This is a genomic window from Pseudomonas sp. JV449 (genome assembly GCF_032424295.1).
Taxonomy (GTDB): domain Bacteria; phylum Pseudomonadota; class Gammaproteobacteria; order Pseudomonadales; family Pseudomonadaceae; genus Aquipseudomonas; species Aquipseudomonas marginalis.
The window spans coordinates 85,693-105,460 of record NZ_VYKD01000017.1 but is presented as its reverse complement, the minus strand read 5'-3'; the positions used below and the strand labels follow the sequence as shown (position 1 = coordinate 105,460).

Annotated in this window: 14 protein-coding genes; 6 read left to right on the top strand and 8 right to left on the bottom strand. The window is 56.2% G+C overall.

Translation table 11 applies throughout. From position 1 onward, the window contains the following. Positions 1-15: 15 nt before the first annotated feature. Positions 16-840 carry an SDR family NAD(P)-dependent oxidoreductase gene (locus F6S08_RS16950; protein ID WP_315871984.1) on the bottom strand — a complete coding sequence of 275 codons (825 nt, stop codon included), beginning with the start codon at positions 838-840 and terminating at the stop codon, positions 16-18. Positions 841-1,419: 579 nt separating this feature from the next. Between F6S08_RS16950 and F6S08_RS16945 the strand changes: the two genes are divergently transcribed. Together F6S08_RS16945 and F6S08_RS16940 are read left to right on the top strand one after the other, a co-directional pair. Beyond that, positions 1,420-2,211 carry a hypothetical protein gene (locus tag F6S08_RS16945; protein ID WP_315871983.1) on the top strand — a complete coding sequence of 264 codons (792 nt, stop codon included), beginning with the start codon at positions 1,420-1,422 and terminating at the stop codon, positions 2,209-2,211. Positions 2,212-2,335: 124 nt separating this feature from the next. Next, positions 2,336-3,787: an NAD-dependent succinate-semialdehyde dehydrogenase gene (locus tag F6S08_RS16940; RefSeq protein WP_315872026.1), complete on the top strand. Its 1,452-nt coding sequence runs from the start codon at positions 2,336-2,338 to the stop codon at positions 3,785-3,787. A 210-nt stretch (positions 3,788-3,997) separates the two neighbouring features. Here F6S08_RS16940 and F6S08_RS16935 read toward each other — a convergent pair whose 3' ends face one another. The 3 genes from F6S08_RS16935 to F6S08_RS16925 all read right to left on the bottom strand — a co-directional run bounded on the left by F6S08_RS16935 (position 3,998) and on the right by F6S08_RS16925 (position 9,174). Next, positions 3,998-6,367, bottom strand: a complete 2,370-nt coding sequence (locus tag F6S08_RS16935) for a membrane-bound PQQ-dependent dehydrogenase, glucose/quinate/shikimate family (RefSeq protein WP_315871982.1) — start codon at positions 6,365-6,367, stop codon at positions 3,998-4,000. Positions 6,368-6,412: 45 nt separating this feature from the next. Then, the gene (locus F6S08_RS16930) at positions 6,413-7,483 is read right to left on the bottom strand and encodes an SMP-30/gluconolactonase/LRE family protein (RefSeq protein WP_315871981.1); all 1,071 of its coding nucleotides are present in this window, start codon (positions 7,481-7,483) and stop codon (positions 6,413-6,415) included. Positions 7,484-8,235: 752 nt separating this feature from the next. Continuing rightward, a complete protein-coding gene (locus F6S08_RS16925; protein ID WP_315871980.1) occupies positions 8,236-9,174 on the bottom strand; it encodes a LysR family transcriptional regulator in 939 nt (312 codons plus the stop codon). A 168-nt stretch (positions 9,175-9,342) separates the two neighbouring features. On the opposite strand from F6S08_RS16925, the gene F6S08_RS16920 reads away from it, so the two are divergent. The 4 genes from F6S08_RS16920 (at position 9,343) to F6S08_RS16905 (ending at position 14,556) form a co-directional block, all read left to right on the top strand. Further along, complete coding sequence (locus tag F6S08_RS16920) at positions 9,343-10,722, top strand: MmgE/PrpD family protein (RefSeq protein ID WP_315871979.1); 1,380 nt, start codon at positions 9,343-9,345, stop codon at positions 10,720-10,722. Positions 10,723-10,819: 97 nt separating this feature from the next. Then, a complete protein-coding gene (locus F6S08_RS16915; RefSeq protein ID WP_315871978.1) occupies positions 10,820-11,584 on the top strand; it encodes an SDR family oxidoreductase in 765 nt (254 codons plus the stop codon). 176 nt (positions 11,585-11,760) lie between these two features. Continuing rightward, a complete protein-coding gene (locus tag F6S08_RS16910; RefSeq protein WP_315871977.1) occupies positions 11,761-13,065 on the top strand; it encodes an MFS transporter in 1,305 nt (434 codons plus the stop codon). 9 nt (positions 13,066-13,074) lie between these two features. Then, positions 13,075-14,556: an aldehyde dehydrogenase gene (locus F6S08_RS16905; RefSeq protein WP_315871976.1), complete on the top strand. Its 1,482-nt coding sequence runs from the start codon at positions 13,075-13,077 to the stop codon at positions 14,554-14,556. 95 nt (positions 14,557-14,651) lie between these two features. On the opposite strand, the gene F6S08_RS16900 is transcribed toward F6S08_RS16905, so the two are convergent. The 4 genes from F6S08_RS16900 to F6S08_RS16885 form a co-directional block, all read right to left on the bottom strand. Further along, positions 14,652-15,674, bottom strand: a complete 1,023-nt coding sequence (locus F6S08_RS16900; RefSeq protein WP_315871975.1) for an SMP-30/gluconolactonase/LRE family protein — start codon at positions 15,672-15,674, stop codon at positions 14,652-14,654. Between the two features lie 127 nt (positions 15,675-15,801). After that, entirely contained in the window at positions 15,802-17,250 is a 1,449-nt protein-coding gene (locus F6S08_RS16895; protein WP_315871974.1) for an MFS transporter, read from the bottom strand. 66 nt (positions 17,251-17,316) lie between these two features. Further along, positions 17,317-18,060, bottom strand: a complete 744-nt coding sequence (locus tag F6S08_RS16890; RefSeq protein ID WP_315871973.1) for an SDR family oxidoreductase — start codon at positions 18,058-18,060, stop codon at positions 17,317-17,319. 85 nt (positions 18,061-18,145) lie between these two features. After that, positions 18,146-19,735 (bottom strand): aldehyde dehydrogenase, encoded by a 1,590-nt coding sequence (locus tag F6S08_RS16885; RefSeq protein ID WP_315871972.1) that lies wholly within the window; start codon positions 19,733-19,735, stop codon positions 18,146-18,148. Positions 19,736-19,768 lie beyond the last annotated feature (33 nt).

The following is a 19,768-nucleotide window of genomic DNA, read 5'->3' as shown; positions in this document are numbered from 1 at the left end:
GGCGAGCGTATGGAATCAGCTGCTGTGGGTGTAGCCGCCATCACAGGCGATGGTCTGGCCGGTGATGAACGACGCCGCCGGGGTGGCCAGGAACAACATGATTCCGACAAGGTCAGTGGGCAGCATTCCACGGGGAATGCACTGCAACGCCGCCGCGCGCTGACGCAGCTCAACTGTCGGATTGGCGACCCGCTCCACTTCCGTGGCAACGCTACCGGGACGAATGCAGTTCACAGTGATGCCGTGTGGTCCGAGTTCTCGAGCAAGCGAGTTGGTCATGCCGATCAGCGCCGATTTCGACGTGACGTAGTGCAGGTAATTCATCGTGCCACGGGGCACGGCGTCTGAGGAAATATTGATGATTCGGCCGAATTTCGCGTCACGCATGGCCTGAGCAACGGCACATACGCACAGATAGGTCCCCGTGATATTGACGTGCAGGACCTTCTGCCATTGCTCATATGGAATCTGATCGAACGCGCATTTTTCCAAGGCTGCGAAAATGGATGCGTTATTGATCAAGACGTCGATACGCCCATGAACCTTCAGGACCTGCGCGACCATGGCGTCAACCGAGGCCTTGTCACCCACGTCGACTTGCACTGCCAGGGCCTGACCGCCCGCAACCTCAATTTCTTGCACGACCGAAGCGGCCTTATCGAGATTAAGATCAGCGATAACCGGAAAGGCACCTGCCGCCGCGTACTGCCGGGCCAGTTCCCGGCCAATGCCCTGGCCCGCGCCGGTGATGATCACAACCAATTCCTTGACGCTGAAATCACGGGCCTGCAGCGGAACGCCGGAGTCAGCGGGGGCGTGGGTAATGGATGATTCGCTCATGTCTATTCCTGGATTGAATTTTTTGTGAGGCCATGGAGACCTTATTCTTAAGTTGTTGTGAGTCACGCTTGGCCTGCCAGAACCCAATCATCCTTTTCGCCCTCAACCGCTGATCAAGGGGCCGGACGGCAACTACCCGCCCCACCCCATAAACCCCGGCCTCGACGATTGATGCAAAACGATGAAACCATCAACTTGCGAATAGAATTATGTCGAATCGTGGGATTTGTCAAGCCAATAGACATCCTGGGATCACGACTAAAAAAGCTTCAACACCCCCCCTGCTCCCGCTCATACAGCCTTTATAGAGCTCATCTATACCGTGAAGGATTAATGAAAAAGCCGATTATGCCAGCTTGTCATTCCGCGCAATTCAAAATTTGACCATATCTCACAGTGCGGGATATATTTAATCGGCGGTCACAAATCGGTCTGGGGATTGCCATCACGACACGGGCGCCGAAAAACATCCCGCTGACAGGATTGAATAATCCAGCCACGACCAACATTCAGTTAAACGAGGAATGAACAATGCGAGTAGGCAAGGCTGCAGACACGAACAGTGAAATGGTTGGAACCATGCGTGAAGGCAAGCTCGCGCAAAAGCATCTGCTGTTTGGCGAAGACGGTTCACCCAACAACTACGACTTGAACATGGGTCGAGCTGGCTCCGGGGGCTGGAGAACGCCACGTCATCGCCATAATTTCGATCAGATCCGCTACGTCATCAAAGGCGTCCTGCCTTACGGCGAGAACCAGTTTCTCAAACAAGGCTGGGTGGGTTACTTCCCGGAAAGCGTTCCCTACGGTCCTCAAGATCGTTCCGAGGGGCTTGAGACCCTCGTGTTACAACTGGGCGGCGCCAGCGGCTTCGGCTACCTGAGCGTCGCCCAGCGTGAAGAGACAAATGCGATCCTCAACGAGAAAGGCGAGTTCAGGAAAGGCCTTTACTACTGGAAAGATGAGAACGGCAACGAGCAAAGCATGGACGGCTCCGATGCCTGCTTCGAACATGCGACCGGACGCAAGTTGCAGTTCGCCGAGCCTCGCTATACCGATGTGATCGCAATGAACCCCGATGCCTTTGACTGGCTGCCAGAAGGTTCGGAAGGTGTCTCGGTCAAGTGGCTTGGCACCTTTACCGAACGGAACATGCGCATCGGTTTTGTTCGACTGGACGCAAACGCTGTGTTCGGGGCCGGCCAGCACCCTTCCCTCCAGGTTCTCTACCTCACAAAAGGCCGACTCGCCGTTGGCAATGATGAATATGGCCCTGAGACCGGCTTTGAATTGCTGGCAAACGAAGGTCCCGTCGCCATGCGCGCGCTGGAGCCAACCGAGCTGCTTTGTGTGGTCTTCCCGCAATTCTAAAAACGATAGCCGCGCCGTTTCGATAACGCCCCGTGCGGTGAGCACATCGTAAACAGCGCCGCGGTCGGGTAGGACTGTGAATAATTATTCAAGGGATACTCCAATGTCTAATGCAAACAATAAGATCACCCTCAACGACCCTGAGCTGCTGAGAAACCAGAATTACATCAACGGTCAGTGGGTGTCCTCCGACAGCGGTGCCGTCATGGAGGTACGCAACCCTTCGACAGGTGAGCTCGTAGGCACTGTCCCATCCATGGGTGCGGAAGAAACCCGCCGGGCAATCGAGGCCGCCGGAGCAGCGCTTCCGGCCTGGCGCGCCATGACTGCCAAGGCTCGTGGTGCAATCATTCGTCGCATCGGCGAATTGATGCTGATCCACAAAGACGACCTGGCGACCATCATGACCGCCGAGCAAGGCAAACCATGGGCGGAAGCCAAGGGAGAGATCGAGTATTCGGCTGGTTTCCTGGAATGGTTTGCCGAGCAAGGGCGCCGTGTGTATGGCGAAACCATGCCCGGGCACGTGCCGGGCCGGCGTGTCTTGATCACCAAAGAGCCGATTGGGGTTTTCGCTGCGATCACACCGTGGAATTTCCCGTCAGCGATGATCACCCGTAAAGCTGGCCCCGGCTGGTCGGCAGGCTGCACCGGGGTTATTCGCCCCGCCTCGCAGACGCCCTTTTCTGCCCTTGCCATTGCAGTGCTCGCCGAGCGCGCCGGCATGCCCAAAGGCGTTTGCAATGTCATCACCGGCCCTTCAGGGGCGACCGGTGGCGAGCTGACCGGCAACCCGATCGTACGCAAGCTGTCTTTCACCGGATCGACCGAAGTGGGCCGTGTGCTGCTGGAGCAATGCGCCAAGACAATCAAGAAAACATCCATGGAGCTGGGCGGCAATGCGCCTTTCATCGTTTTCGACGATGCGAACCTGGATGAGGCGGTCAAAGGTGTCATGGCGTCCAAGTTCCGTAACACCGGGCAAACCTGTGTATGTGCCAACCGCATCCTGGTTCAGGATGGCGTCTACGATGCCTTCACCGAAAAATTGAAAGTCGCCGTGGAAGCCTTGTTCGTGGCGGATGGCATGGAAGAGGGAGCCACCCAGGGGCCGCTGATCAACCAGGCATCCGTTCTCAAGGTCGAACAGCACATCAACGATGCCTTGGCCAAAGGGGCATCGGTCATCACCGGTGGTGCCAGACACGCAAGGGGCGGCAACTTTTTCCAACCAACCGTGCTGGCCAATGTTCCGAAAGATGCGTTGATCTTCCGCGATGAGACCTTTGGTCCTGTCGCCCCGCTGTTCCGATTCTCGAGCGAGAAAGAAGCCATCGACCTCGCCAACGACACGCCGTTCGGCCTGGCGAGCTACTTTTACGCTCGAGATCTGGGCCGGGTTTTCCGTGTGGCGGAAGCCTTGGAGTACGGCATCGTCGGTATCAACGAAGGCTTGATCTCCACCCCTGAAGTACCTTTTGGTGGTGTCAAGGAAAGCGGCCTGGGTCGAGAAGGCGGCCATAACGGTATCGAGGAGTACCTGGAAATTAAATACATGGCGCTGGGCGGCCTGTAGGCCTCGCCATTTTATTAAGCGCGGGCGCGTTATGCGCCCGAAGCTAATGGTTAAAGAAAAGCGCAGCCCCTCCTTCTCAGCCTAGCCGGCAGCGCGCATTCAATTGCACCTCTTCACCCCCACCGAAAGCGTCAGCTAGCAACAGCATTTGGCCAGGAACCAGCCCTACCAGTCCGAGCTGTTTCCAAGCGAAGTTCAAGGCGCCACGGATCATTTCCTGGGTAGAGCGAACGCCACTAACTTGTTGCTGAGCCGCGTTTTAAGCCCTTTTTTTCCGCCAGCGGCAATCACGAGGAATTGCCGACCGCTGTGCGAACCAATGTAAGTAATAGGACTTGCATTACCACCGCCGGGTAAACGCGCCGACCACAATTCCTGCCCCGTACGTACATCAAGCGCTCGGATCGTCCTTTCGGCAGTCGCGGCGATGAATACCAAACCGCTGCGCGTTGTCACCGATCCGCCGCTCATAGGTGTACCTATGGTGAGCGGCAACATCGAGGGAATCCCGAAAGGGCCAGTATCCCTCGCAGTACCTAATGGTTTGGACCATAGAAGCTTACCGTTAGACAAATCCACAGCGGAAATCAGCCCCCAGGGCGGCGCATTGCAAGGCGTCCCTAGAACTGAGAGAAATGGTGTTCCATAAGCCCCATAAGGCGTGTTGAGCATGGGCCGTTGTGCGTCCCCGCCCGGACTCTGGCCATCATTGAGCTTGAATTTTCGTTGCACGGCCTCTTCACGACTAACCAGCTCAACTTGGTCCACCATGCGTAACCAGTTAACGATCATGACATTATGATCGGTATCAACCGATACACTCCCCCAATTGATGCCCCCAGTAGAACCCGGCGCGATTAGCACGGGCTGATTCGGAGTGATAGGCGTTAAATGCCCTTCGTAGCGAGACTTGCGGAACTGAATCCTGCACATCATTTGATCCAGCGGGCTCACGCCCCACATATCTTTCTCCCTCAGGGTAGGCTGACGAAATGCCGGAAGCCCCACCGAAGCTGGCTGCGTCGGTGATATTCGTTCACCTTCTGCTATTCCCCCTTGGGGTGCAGCGATTTCTTTAACGGGAAATATCGGTTCCCCTGTCTCACGATCCAATATGAAGACTTCTCCTCTTTTGGTTGGCTGGATAAGCGCGTGCCGAGTTCGACCTGCGAACGGTAAATCGACCAAGGTTGGCTGAGACGGAACATCGTAATCCCAGATGTCGTGATGAGTTGTCTGGAAGCGCCAACGCAACCTGCCCTTCTCAGCATCCAACGCTATGACGGAGCTAGAGACGGCTTCATCGCCGTCACGGCGTAACCCACCAAAATTATCGGGTGTCGCGTTGCCCATAGGTAAGTAAACCAGCCCTAGTTTTTCATCGGCGCTGATTGGAGCCCAGCTATTGGGTGAGGACGGTGAATAAACCTCACCTTCGGGCGGTGCGCCAACCCGGTTTGGTCGCTCCGAATCGTAAGCCCATGAGAGCTGGCCAGTGACCGCGTCAAATGCACGTATCACTCCGGAAGGCCCACCCCAATATTGGCCGTCAGGAATCCCGCCCCCAACCACAACCTTGCCGCGCAAAATCTGCGGGGCTGAGCTCAGGTAGTAAAGTCCCTGAGGGTAAGGCTTGATCCCACTGCGCAAGTCAATAACGCCGTTCTTACCAAATTGCTCACAGAACGCTCCGGTCTGAGCATCCAAAGCCACCAGCCCAGGTGTTTGATTCGGAGCATAAATGCGCTGAGCGCATGGACCTTTGGCATTTGGAATTTCGTAATAGGCAACGCCCCGGCAAGGCTTACCCGAAGGAGGTGTTCCCGCTGAAATATCACGACTCCAACGCTGCTCGCCTGTTTCGGCATTGAATGCACTGATGCGATTTTGCCCATTGCACGCGTAGAGAGTATCCCCAACCATGATAGGGACCACTTCAAGGCCATTTTCCGGCCCTGGTCCCATCGGCCCGGTCTCTGCCTCCCATGCAACCTCTAACTTATCCACGTTACCCGGATTGATCTGGGTAAGTGGGCTGAAGCGTGTGCCAGCTTGATCATTGCCAAAGGCTGCCCAATCCTGACGTCCCGACGGTTCGTTGCCGAGGTTCGAAGCTGGGTAGGCCATTGAAAGGCCTGCGCGCAGGAGCGGATCGGATGGTCCGGCGTTATCCAGACTATGCAGCCCGGCACCCGCCGCCACGCCCAGAACCAGCGTGATAAACGACCCCAGATATGCGCCGCGCCGGGTGTAACGCATAGCAACGGGTGGCACCAGCAGCACAATCCCAAGGACCAAAAGCAAGCCTATCCTGGGGACTAACTGCCAGCCATCGAAACCTACCTCCCAAATACTCCAAGTTAACGTGGCTGCAAGCAGGGCCACGTACAGTCCCAGGACGCGGCTATCTTTGCGAATGATCCCGAGCGCGCACACCACCAAAGCTGCCCCGGCGATAACGTAGTAAGACGAGCCGCCGTAACCCAGAAGTATGGCTCCACCAACCAACAGAGCTAGGCCTAGCAATCCTGCTGCAACTGCGACGCATACCCTGACAGCATGAATCGAACGTTTTTCCATCTGCATAAAATGCCTATTTCGAAATGAAGGAACCCATCGGTCACATCAGTTGTGAGAAAAAAGTTTTAAGCCTCGTGCCAAGCCTTCAGATTCAAATATCGATGTACCGAGGCCACTCCCTCCGCCGCCTGCGACGATGTACAGGCCTTTACTGTCCGGGCTCAGCGCCAAACTCGCACTTTCCAGGTTGAGGCCCGCGTCGCGCTGGGGGAGTAGTACTTGACTGACGGGCACGCCATTAGGAGCAAACACCATAACCCTGCCCTGCTCCATCATCGCCACGTAGACGTTGCCTTCGCTGTCGATTCGCATCGAGTCTGGGCCTGCCCCCGTAAAACGGTACGGCACTGAGGTCCCCAGTGGGGCGATGGTTGTCGCAGTGTCAAGTTTGATTTTATGAAGGAGGTTACGGCCATACTCCGTCACCCATAGGGTTCTGCCATTGGGCGAGAGCGCGACTCCATTCGCTAATGAAAGATGAAGGAGTACGGGCGTAACTGCGCTGCCATCCGGCGATACGTAGTACACCCCGCCTGCCGGACTGGTAGAATTTCCGCGAAAATCAGTAAAGTAAAAGCCACCGGCCACATCAAACACCAAATCATTAGGAACAAATCCTTGCTCAGGGCCAATGATGATGTGCTGCTCCCTTCCGTCCGGACTTACCGCCACAATCGATCCGCTGGTGTATTGGTCGGTTATTAGGGCCACATATATCCGTCCATCCCGGTGGATAGCTGTGCCTCCAGGATTTCCTCGGGCGAAACTCGCGAGTGTATCCACTTGGCCTCGGGAATCCATGCGCAGAAGTCGCCGTCCCTTAACGTCAGAAAAGACCAGACCTCCAGCACGATCAAAACTTGCCCCTTCAAGAACCGTATCGGACCTGGTCGCTGTCGCAAATGAACTGGCCACCCGGTTCGGCAGCGCAAATTCGGCGTAGGGGATGGGGGATTTGCTCGTAGCACTTTGTTCGTCCGGTTGCCAATCCCAGGTCCGTGCCGTAAATGGGCCGTCGTTCTTAATACTGCAACCTTGAATCAGTGCTAAGAACAATGAAACCGTGACTTTTTTACGCCATGTTTTCCTAGTAGTGATTTTTTTGGGTTCTTTCACAGCTTACCTCTCGAGCTGAGGAGCAACAGAGCTGCCGGTTGCCTCTTCTGCATATCGAATTCCATTTGGCCATACTCCTTAAAATATTTTACAAAGCAGCTCCTCCCCAGCCTGATACACCCATACGCTCTGCACTTAGCCACCAAACTGTTTTAAAGATCCATAGACTCATCATTGCTTGCCGTCAGCCAAGCGAAGCCAACCTGATCGCGCAAATGACATAGCTGGCGTTTTCATGACAGGCAGCATATTTTGGCCCCTGCCCGGGACACATATTTGAGCTGATGGACAGGTCGGCGGTGCGAAATACTAACGTTCAAAACTACTCGATCGACTAGCTGTCGGGTAGCAAGCTGGGCAAATACAGCCATGAGATACATTGATAGGTGACCGGCTCAGACCGGCTCCCCCACTTGAGCAAAAATCTAGCGAATGGAGTGGCAATACTGGCATCATCAAGGCGCACAGCGTCTCGATACCTTTGTCTCTCTTCTTAGCTTTTTTGCTCTTTCAACCCGGCCAGCTACGCAGCGAACTGGTTGTCCGAACATCAGGATTTGCCTAATTGGGACACAGGTGCTTCTAAGTTCTTTAACCGCTACAGCGTCTGTCGTTATAAAAGACGGCTGGACCTCTTAGGCTTGCCAAAGCTATCGTCATATTCAAGCGTACTGATCGTGTTCCGTCGAAATCGAGCTGCAATAAGCTTCTCGACGAAATCGTTGATGCGCCTCACTCATTCAGCTTTTGCTTCACCTCAATCGCCAGACGCCTCCTACCCCAAGCTCATCGTTGCCTTCGAGCTGCTCCTGCAAAAACTCACAAAAACCTTGGGCTGCCGGAGAGATTGCACGCGTGCTTGAATGATAGATACACACCTGCCTGGTAACTTCCGGCTGAATAATTGGCCGCATCGTCAAGCCGAGCAATCGAGCCAGTAATCCCACATAAGCCGGACCCAATGTGGCGGCCATACCCTGCGCGGCAATCCCCAGCGCCGTACTGACGTTCTCGACAATATCCACGGGAATGATTCGGCTCTGAGCGAACTCTCCAGCGTGAGTGAGCGCGATGGTGCGTTCGTAGTCCCTACCTGCGACCACTAGCGGTTGCTGCCTCAACTGACTCCACGGGATGCTTTGATATCCGGCGAGCGGATGGCTCGCTGAGCACCACAGCACCCAGGGGCTCTTGAAAAGATCCATACGCACAATGTCATCTCCCACTGGCTGATCCGCGCCGATAGCAAGGTCGGCGTCTGCATTACTCACCATATTCACTAGGCCATCCACAGGTGCGTCGCGTATCCGGATTACAAGCTTGGGCCGCGTTCGGGTGTACTCCTTGATCAGCGCCGGAAGCACCGAACTGGCCATGATCAGTGGAGCCGCAATCCGAACGACCCCCGACGCCCTGTTGCAGATGTCGTCAGCGGAGTTCTGTGCCAATTGCATGTGTTTGAGAACGCTCGTCGCCGAAGGGAGAAACTCCCTTCCGGCCGGGGAAAGGACGACGCTGCGCGTCGTTCGATCGAACAAACGAAGCTCCACCGCCAATTCCAGATCCCCTACCAACTGGCTGACCGCAGAACTTGAAAGACTCAACTGCTCGCCAGCCTTGCGAAAACTTCTTGCCTGCGCCACTGCAACGAACGCAGCCAGCTGACGCGGGGTGAAACGTGGATGCGGCATCGGACGGCCCTTTGATTATCCAGTTTTGCTTAATGATAGTCCGGAATTCATCGCTTGTTGATTGTAAGTATCACCGGCAGATTGAAGGCGCTCACTAAGCCCACGGACGGGCTGGACAGGTGCTCAAGGAAGGTCCCAATAACAATTTCCCCGAGTGAAAGCGCCACTATGTCAACGATCGATTTAAGCCATGAAATTGCGCGTCATGTCGCTCATACCCGCTATGAGAATCTCCCTGGCGATGCTATTGAGGCGGCGAAAAAATCCATTCTGGACACCTTGGGCGTCATCCTTGCCGGCAGCGGAATGGAGCCTGCAGTCCAAGGCGTAGCCGATATCGTGCTGAGCGGCGGCGGACGTCCAGACTGCTCCGTCCTGGGATTCAACAGCAAAGTTCCCGCCCCCATGGCCGCCTTCGCCAACGGGGTAATGGCTCATTGCTTGGATTATGACAACCAGACCCCATGGGGTGCGCACCCTGACAGTTCGGTGGTACCTGCCGTTCTCGCTATCGCACAGCACAAGGGCGGTGTCAGCGGCAAGGATCTGATCACCGCCGTAGCCCTGGGCGAGGACCTTTTCGTTCGTCTGCGATGCAATGTGCGTTGGAAGCAGGACTGGAATCTCTCCTCAGTCCTCGGGGTGTATTGCGCCGCCGCGGCTGCGGGTCACATTCTGGGGCTGAACGCGCAACAGCTTGCTCATGCCCTAGGCATTGCGAGCATGCAGTCAGCCGGAACAATGGAAGTCATCTTCGGTATCGGCAGCGACCTGCGAGGAATGTATGCCGGTTTCACCGCCCAAGGCGCCGTGCTTGCAGCGTTGATGGCGCAGCGAGGGATTACCGGAATCAACGATCTGTTCGAAGGCAAGGCCGGTATTTTCAACGTCTACTTTGGCGGTGAATACGACCGCGCCAAAATGGTTGAAGGTCTGGGCAAGACTTATCTTGGCGCATCGATGATCTACAAAGCCTGGCCTGCGGTCGGCAACGTGCATACCTATATTCACGCAGCGATTGAAATGATGCGGGAACATTCTCTCAAGGCCAGCGAGATCGAGCAGGTCTACGCCTACGTGGGCGACTTCCATATGCGCATGTGCACTCCCCTAGACGTGCGCCGCGCCCCGAAAACTCTCGTGGATGCGAAATTCAGTCTTCCTTACTGCGTTGCCTTGGCCCTGGCACGCGGTGAAATTCGCATCAGCGATTTCAGTTCCGCAGCGCTGGTCGATCCTGAGGTGCTTGCGCTGGCACAAAAAGTCGTTCCGATTGAAGACAGCGATCTGGACTGGAAAGTAACGATTCCCGATGGCCGCCTGGAAATCCTCATGCGTGATGGCCGGCGGCTTCAGCGCAAGGGCGACAACGTCCCGGGCAGCCCGGAAACGCCGTTGTCCTGGGATCGACTGATTTCAAAATTCCGCGATTGCGCGTCGGTCGCTGCACATCCTTTGGCACCGGATGCCATCGAAGCTGCCGTGCAGATGGCGCGAAATCTGGAGTCTCTGGACGACTGCGCAAAATTGCTGCACGCCTTGACTTGATCGCAAACATTCCTCCCAGACAGCCGGGTATGTTCGGCTGCTTGTTTTCCACGACATTGAAACTTACCGAAGTCATCCAAAAATAAGAGGTGCATTCATGAAACGGTTCGAAGGCAGAGCAGTTCTGATAACGGGCGCAGCCAGCGGGATTGGCGCGGCTTGCGTGCAACGCTTGTACGACGAAGGTGCAAGCGTTGCAATCGCGGACATCGATCAGGCTCGAATCAACGATATAGCGGCTCGGTTCGATGAACCCGCGCGGGTTTACGCAGCAGCACTCGATGTATCTGATCCCGAGCAGGCGAAAACATTTGTCGCTGAAGCTCAAAACAAGTTGGGCAACCTGCATGGGCTGATCAACTGTGCCGGGATCAAAGGTGTCGGCAACGTTCTTGACTGCGATCTGGAAAACTGGAAGAGAGTGATGGCGGTGAATCTGGATGGCACGTTCTTGATGTGCCAAGCCTTTGCACGCGCCGTCCGGGACGACAAGAGCTCGCGCGCGATCGTCAACATTTCCTCGGGTGCCGGCATCCTGGGCGTTCCGAATCGCTTGCCATATGTTGCGTCGAAGTTTGGTGTTTCCGGCATCACCCGCACCATGGGCGCGGAACTCGGAGCCTTCGGAATCCGCGTGAATGCCATTGCGCCCGGGATGATTCGTACTCCGTTCACCGCCTATATGTTCGAAGACCCCGAGAAGACCAAGCGCATTCGTGCAGCTCATGCAATCGGTCGTGAAGGCGAGCCAGAAGAGATCGCTGCAGTCGCCGCGTTCCTGCTGACCGATGACGCAAGCTTCATGACAGGAGCGGTGGTCAGCGTCGACGGAGGCCAGACTGCCTGCATTGCGCCGGTGTAACGCAGGACTAAAACCGGCACCTCCCGGTGGCGTTTATCTATCAGAAACGCAGGGAGAGTGCCGTCAGCCCGGCGAACAATACGCTTGCAAATCGCGGCCCCAAAGAGAGCCTTAGAAGGCTTGAGCAATCCAGGCGCTGCGCAGAACAACGCTGAATAATAATAAGGAAGAACACCATGACAACTGCCGATGACACCGCGGCAAAAAAGGCATTTCGACGACTGATGCCGTTAATGATTGTCTGCTATTTCGTCGCTTATCTAGATCGCGCAAACGTTGGATTCGCCGCACTTCACATGAGCAAGGACATCGGCCTCACCGCTGCCGCGTTTGGGCTGGGTGCCGGGCTGTTTTTCCTGACTTATTTTTTATTCGAGATCCCCTCCAATCTGATGCTGGCCCGCTATGGTGCACGACGTTGGATCGCGAGAATATTATTTACCTGGGGCCTGATGTCCGGGGCCATGGCGTTCGTTACGACGGATACGGAGTTCTATGCTCTGCGCCTGTTATTAGGAGCAGCAGAAGCAGGATTTTTCCCAGGAATCACTTACTTCGTGACACTCTGGTTCCCCGCCCGTTATCGCGCTCGGGTTATGGGAACATTTCTGTGCGCTGCCCCAATTTCGCTATCACTCGGGGGGCCGGTCTCCGGTTTGCTTCTGGAGCTCGACGGAACCCTCGGCATTCCTGGCTGGCGCTGGATGTTTTTTCTCGAGGCGCTGCCGGCAATTGTTCTTTCGTTTGTCGTCCTTCGGTATTTGACCGATCGCCCCCACGACGCAACCTGGCTATCTCCTCAAGAGAAACAAGCGCTGGCTGCACGTCTGGCCGAGGATGCCGACGCCTGCCCTCCTTTGCCGCACGACAGCCTGTTTCGTGCATTGACCAGCGCACGGGTTCTGCTGCTGGGGCTGGCCAACTTCGCGATCGTCGTAGGCGCCTATGGCGTAAGCTTTTTCCTTCCCAGAATCATCAAGGAGTTTGACCTTGGCGATCTGCAGACCGGATTAATTTCTGCCGTGCCTTATGCTCTGGCTGCAGTCGCCATGATCTGGTGGGGAAAACGATCCGATGCCAGGCTGGAACGTCGTTTTCATACCGCCGCCCCGATCGTACTCGCAACGTTGGGCTTGATAGCGGCGGCACTGTTGAGTCATCCGCTCGCCCGGATGGCGGCGTTTTCCTGTGCAGCGATAGGCTGTTGGGCTTCTATCTCGCCATTCTGGTCGTTGTGCTTCAGTCAGATCCCCTCGAAATTCGCTGCCGGCGCGATCGCCGCCATTAATGCAATAGCCAACTTGGGAGGCTTCACGGGTCCCGCCATCATGGGTTTCTTCCGCGACCGCACCGGTGATTTCACCGTGGGCCTGCTGATCCTGGCGGGTATCAATTTGAGCGCCGTGGCAATCGTGCTGTTTGTCAACCGAACGCGCACCAATCATGTCCCGACCGTACAGTCTGAAACTTCACTCAGTTAGGAGATTTCCGTGAAAACTTATGCGCACTGGATTGACGGCAGTTATCGAAATCCGACCAGCATGCAATGGATGGACAGTGTCGATCCTTATCGCGGCGAGCCGTGGGCAAAAATTCCCCTGGGGTCTGCTGCCGACGCAGATGCTGCGGTGGCATGTGCCAAACGCGCCATGACGGTGGGCCCATGGGCACGCATGAGCGCAACCGAGCGCGGCAAAATCATGCGACGTATCGGCGACGTCACACTGGAAAATATCGATCTGCTCGCGGAGCTCGAAGTACGTGACAACGGCAAGCTGTTCGCCGAAATGCGGGAGGCGATAAAAAGCGTCGCGGATATCTGGTACTACTACGCGGGCCTCGCTGACAAAATCCAGGGCTCCGTGATGCCAATCGAAAAAGAAGGCATTGTCGCGATGACTACCCCGGAACCGGTTGGGGTAGTCCTTGCGTTGACCGCGTGGAACGCCCCGTTAAACTTCCTGGCACTCAAGTGTGCCCCCGCGTTGGCAGCCGGTTGTGCTGCAGTCGTAAAGCCCTCCGAATACTCCTCGATCAGCTCCCTCGAATTTGCACAACTGACCAGGCAAGCCGGGTTGCCGGATGGCGTCCTCAATGTGGTAACCGGACTTGGTTCGGATATCGGCGCGCCCCTCGTCGAGCACCCGGACGTCGCGATGGTGACCTTCACCGGATCTGATGCAACGGGCGCCAAAGTTTACGAAACCGCCGCTCGCCATATGAAACGAGTCGCCCTGGAGCTGGGCGGTAAATCGCCCAATATTGTCTTTGAGGACGCTGACCTGGAGCTGGCCGTTGCCGGGGCGGTCTCCGGTATCTTCGGTGGGGGTGGTCAAATGTGCACGGCTGGCTCACGCCTGTTGGTGCAGCGTTCGATTCTTGAAACCTTCACTGAGCGGCTGCTCGAAAGCGCTCGATCCGTGACGCTCGGTAACCCCATGGATCCAGCCACCCAAATGGGCCCCATGTCCACCGCACCACAATACCGAAAAGTGCTGAAATACATCGAGATCGCCCAGGGCGAAGGGGCGCATTGCATTCTGGGCGGCAAGCCCGCAACCGGACCCGGCCTCACGGGCGGCCAATTCATCGAGCCGACAATATTTGTCGGTGTTTCAAACGGTATGCGTATTGCTCAGGAAGAAGTGTTCGGTCCGGTCTTGTCCGTCATTGCCTTCGAAGACGAAGACGAAGCCATTTCGATCGCGAACGACATTCCTTACGGACTGGCTGCCGGCGTTTGGACGCGTGACACAGGACGCTTGTTCAGGATGTCCAAGGCATTGGAGGTTGGAACCGTCTGGGGTAACACGTACCGTACTTACAGCTACATGATGCCGTTTGGAGGAATGAAGCGTTCAGGCATCGGTCGCGAAATGGGGATCAAAGCCGTCGACGAGTTCCTGGAGACGAAAAGCCTCATGATCTCGATTGCAGATGCGCGTCCGGGTAACAATTTCATCCCCCGCTGACGCGTCGCTGAGTTGCTTTTTATCCATTCACTTCAGCGCTAGGCGGACTGGGAGCGGACATCCAAGACGGCCGCTTCCAGCCGATGAACCCATCATTACTGATGGGAAAACAGCTTAAGTGCCTCAGCGACCCCCCGCGCCCGGAAAATTACCGAGCCCTGCCCCCGATCACCGTCGTTCGCCACGAGATACACCTCCCGGGTGCCTGGCTTGAGAGCCATGCTGGTCGAAAACAAGAAGTGCCCCGCCTCTCTACCCGGAAGTAGAATCTGCCCGATCGGCAGGCCGTTGGGGTTGATCACCAGTACACGTCCTTGGCTGTATTGCGCGACATAAACGTTGCCATCTGCGTCGACCCGCATCGAGTCAGGTGATGGCCCGTGGAAACGATAAACCACCACCGCTCCGAATGGCGCGATTGTTTGAGCATCTTTGAGCTCAACGCGGTGCAGCAAACCCGTACCGAACTCTGTCACCCACAATCTCTTCCCGTCAGGGGACAGGGCTATGCCGTTGGCGTTCGCCATATTGGGCAGAATGGGCACGATACTTTTGTGATCGGCCGGCACGTAATATACGCCGCCAGTGGGCTCGGTAGAGGTACCTTTAAGGTCGGTAAAGTAGAAGCCGCCATTGGCGTCGAACACCAGGTCATCGACCAGCAACCCCTTATCTGCGCCAATGATCACCTCAGGGTTTTTACCATCTGCATCGTAGGCCGTAAGATTGCCTGTATCTATGTAGTTACCCAATCCCGCGACAAACAATCGGCCGTCCTTGTGTATGGCGAGGCCTGCGGAACCACGTACATTCTTCGCCACCACCACATCAAACTGGCCTTGGGCGTCTATTTTCAGTACCTGCCCGCCTAACACTTCCACAAACAACAGATTACCTTGACGGTCGAAGGCGGGTCCTTCCAATTGCCAGCCCTCGTCCGTGACTTTGAACCAGGGCTGCGCGGTAACCGTCGGCAAGTCCTTTTCCGCTGCGGATATACCGTAGAGCTGTTGACCCTGGGTCGGGTAATTCAGCGTGGGGATGATGTCCGAATCATTGGCCAGTGACAGTCTGGAACTCAACGCTATCGCAAGGGCTACTAAGGTCGCTTTTTGCATGGAACAACACCTCTGTACTTATTTTTGGAGTGGAGTGTCTGGGCCTGCATATTTTGAATGTGAATGAACGAAGCACAGAGACGTAGGCGCCTATGACACCCTCCGTCCCGAGAACGCCCTCTTCCGTTCAGTGTGCCAAATCACGCCCGCGGGTTTCCTTAACCAGAAACCGCACAGCCAACACCGCGATAAATGCCAGCGCCATGAAGTAGAAAATAAAGGCATTGGGCGAGATATACGCAGTCAACCACGACTTCAGGTAGGGCGCGGTTCCGCCGAATATGACGGCAGAAACAGACGAGGGAATGCTGATCACTTGGGCCCGAACTCGGTTGGGAACCAGTTCGCTCATGAAGGCGACCTCAGTGGAGGCTACCGCCGCGAAAAAGAACAAGCCGATCGCCATGGGCAGCAGAATCTGCAGAAAACTTGGACCCAATAAAAAATGCTGCAGCGGGTAAACGAGCAGGAAAATGGCTCCGAATCCAACCGTGTAGTTGAAGCGCCGCCCGCGGCGGTCAGAAATATAAGCCCAGACGGGCAACATGAACAGGTACATGACCTGGGCGACAAGGACCGCCCAATAGGCGTCCTGTGGTTTGGCGCCAAGCATGGTGATCGCGTAATCACCAAAGGTCACGAGCATGGTGTACGAAGCGACATAATTGGCGGGCCAGATCAGAAATAAAATCAGTACCGTTTTTCTGTACTGCCAGATAGTTCGCCAATAACCGTTATCTTCGAGCTGCGCCTGCCGCTTGGAGTCTTCGAACGTCGATGACTCATTCATTCCATGGCGAAGGAACAAGGTTAACAGCCCATAAAGAACACCAATCGCGAACGGAATGCGCCAACCCCATCCTTGCATGTCTTCTGTACTGAGAACCGAACTGAGGATTACGCCGAACAGCGTTCCCTGGATGATGCCAAGAATCAGCCCGATGGGATAAGCACAACTCTGCAGCGTTCGCCATTTGGGGTCGGCCATTTCGCCGACATAGACGAATGCCGAGATACTTTCCATCCCATGAGCAAGCCCTTGCATTAGCCGAGCAGCCACAAGCACAAACGCCGCGGCGGCCCCGATGGAACCATAGGTCGGGGCGCAGGCAATGACCAGACTACCGAGAGTGGCAAGCATCAATGCACACAGCATGATCGGCTTGCGTCCGAAACGGTCCGCCAATCTGCCGGCCAGCATCGCTCCAACCGGTCGAGCGAGAAAGCCGATGGCGAAAATGCCGAGCACATTGAGCGACGCGGCAAGCGCGCTGTCCTGAGGAAAAAACAACCTGGAAAAATAGGGTGCGAACGTCGCGTAGACCACGAAATCGTAATACTCGAACGAGACCCCCAGCACACCTCGAATCAGGGACTTTCGGCGAGCCTTTTCAGCCGACAAGGTTGCATCCGCCGTGCGGTTCGAGCGTTGTTCTTCAATAGGTTTAGCGTAACGTGGAGATGAGTCGGCCGTCTGGCCAAAGGAGTCTGTACCTGCCATTTTTATTATCCTCGTGATGACCGTAAGACGGCCGCCTTCCATCGCGAAGACGGCATCCAGGGATACTTCACTCACTGATGATCGATCCAACTGGCGGACACGTTGCCTGCAGGCATCAACGTGCCCTGATGTCACTGCCTCTCAATGGAAAGAACGACCACCGTCCACGGCCAAGGCAGTACCGGTGATGTAGGAAGACTCCGTAGAGGTCAAGAAGAGGATGGCCGCAGCGATCTCCGACGGATCGGCCAGACGCTTGAGTGCGTAATTGCTGACGTTGCCCCGGTATCCGTCTGCCATTGGGGTGTCCACCATGCCCGGGCAGACACTATTGACCCGCACCCGTGGGGCCAACTCCGCAGCCATGCAGCGTGTCAGGTTGATCACTCCACCTTTGGATGCCGCGTAGGCGGTAAGGCCCGGCGCATTGGGTAGCAGGCCCGCCGCTGAGGCGATGTTAACGATCGTTGAAAAAGGCTCATCAATCATCCAGCGCAGGCAGTTGCGCGATACGATGTAGGTGCCCACCAGGTTGATCTCGATCTGCTGACGAAACTCATTGGCAGGTACTTCAAGGATGGAGCCCTTGCCCATGATCCCGGCGGCGTTGACGACGCCGTCGATACCGCCCATGTCCCGCGCCGCTTGCTCAGCGACTTGCGCTACGGCCTCCTCGTCGCTGATATCGACTGCGAAACAATGGCCCCTGCCCTTGAACGCCGCGCTCAATGCCTCGCCGTTCCTGTCAAGCAACGCGACGCTGGCCCCTTCCGCTAGAAAGCGCTCTGCCGTCGCCCGCCCGATACCTGACGCGGCGCCAGTGATCACGATTCGCCGTCCGTCCAGGCGGGCGCTATTGGATTGATGAGAAACCTTATGGGTCATTTTGTTGTTTTCCCTTTTTTGTTCTGTAAGGCCAAGCAATCATGAGCACTGATGTCGTGTCTCGCTCACGCTGCTGTCAGCCGGCTCAGCGCGGAATGAAGTTGTTTTGCGGGCGTGCATCTGCAATGGAAATCATGAGGCTCTTGGTTTCGAGGAATTCATCCACTGCCTCGATGCCCATCTCCCTTCCTATGCCGGACTTTTTCATTCCGCCGAAGGGCATCATGTAGCTGTAGGTGCGGTATGTGTTGCCCCAGACCGTTCCGACCTCGAGCGCCTTGGCCATGCGAAACACGCGGCCAATGTCACGGGTCCACACCCCGGCTGTCAGCCCATAGGCAATGTCATTGGCGATGGATACCGCTTCAGCCTCGTCTTCAAAACCGATGACGGACAGCACCGGGCCGAATACCTCTTCCTGGGCAATGCGCATCGAATTGGATACGTGGGTAAAAATCGTCGGCTCGACGAACTGACCGCCGCGAATACCCGGCCCACTGGCAGGCTGGCCGCCAAATACGCAGCGTGCACCTTCTGCTTTGGCTATCTCGATGTAATCGAGCACTTTCTGATATTGCGGAGCGGTGGACATGGGCCCCATTTGGGTGGCGGGGTCCATCGGATTGCCCACTTTGACCGAACGCGCACCGGCAATTAACTGCTCGGTAAAAGCGTCCAAGATAGAGTTTTGGACCAACACTCGGGAGCCAGCCGTGCACATCTGACCTCCACCGCCGAAGATGCCGGAGACCGCCCCGGCCACGGCCAGCTCCAGGTCAGCGTCCTCAAAGACGATATTGGGGGATTTGCCGCCCAGCTCCAGCGCCACCCGCTTCATATGGCGAGCCGCGGTTTCGTAAACTTTGGCGCCCGTTACGTCAGATCCGGTAAAGGTGACCATCGCAACGTCGGGGTGCTCGACGAGCGGAGCACCAATGCCAAGGCCCAAGCCTGTGACCACATTGAGGACGCCATCCGGCAACCCGGCTTCCTTCGTTAGCGCTGCGAATTCCAGAGAACTGACCGAGGAAAACTCCGAGGGTTTGACCACCACTGAGCAACCTGCGGCTAAAGCCGGCGCACACTTGAGTGCCAGAAAATTTAAGGGAGCATTCCAAGCAGTCAACGCAAGGACTACTCCAACCGGTTCCCGGGAAGTCATCGCGACAATGCCTTCTTTCTCGATCGGCATCACGGAGCCCTGGATTTTGTCGGCAAGGCCCGCGTAGTAATACCAAATCTCCGCCACATTGCTGATCGCGCCGCGCATTTCCGCCAGCAACTTGCCGTTGTCGCGCACCTCAAGTTCGGCCAGACGATCAGCATTTTCCAAGGTCAGGTCGCCGATACGCCGCATGATTTTTCCACGCTGGGTTGCGCTCATGCTGGCCCAAGGCCCCGACGTCATCGCTCGTTTGGCCGCGGATACCGCCGCGTCGGCATCAACAGCCACTCCTAAGGGAATTTTTGCCCATGCCTCACCCAGATAAGGGTCCTGGGTGTCCATCCACTCGCGCCCCGCCGGCTCTTGGTAAGCGCCATCAATCCAATGTGCGTAAGTCTTCAACTGCCATCCTCCTTTTCTGCTGGTTTGCGCCCTGCAATGGTGCGCTGAAATGCCCCACAGCAAAATAAAAATATCTCGCATAGTGGGATAAATCAACAATAAATGCATAAATGGTTTCAATGAAGTCCCGCTTCACATCGC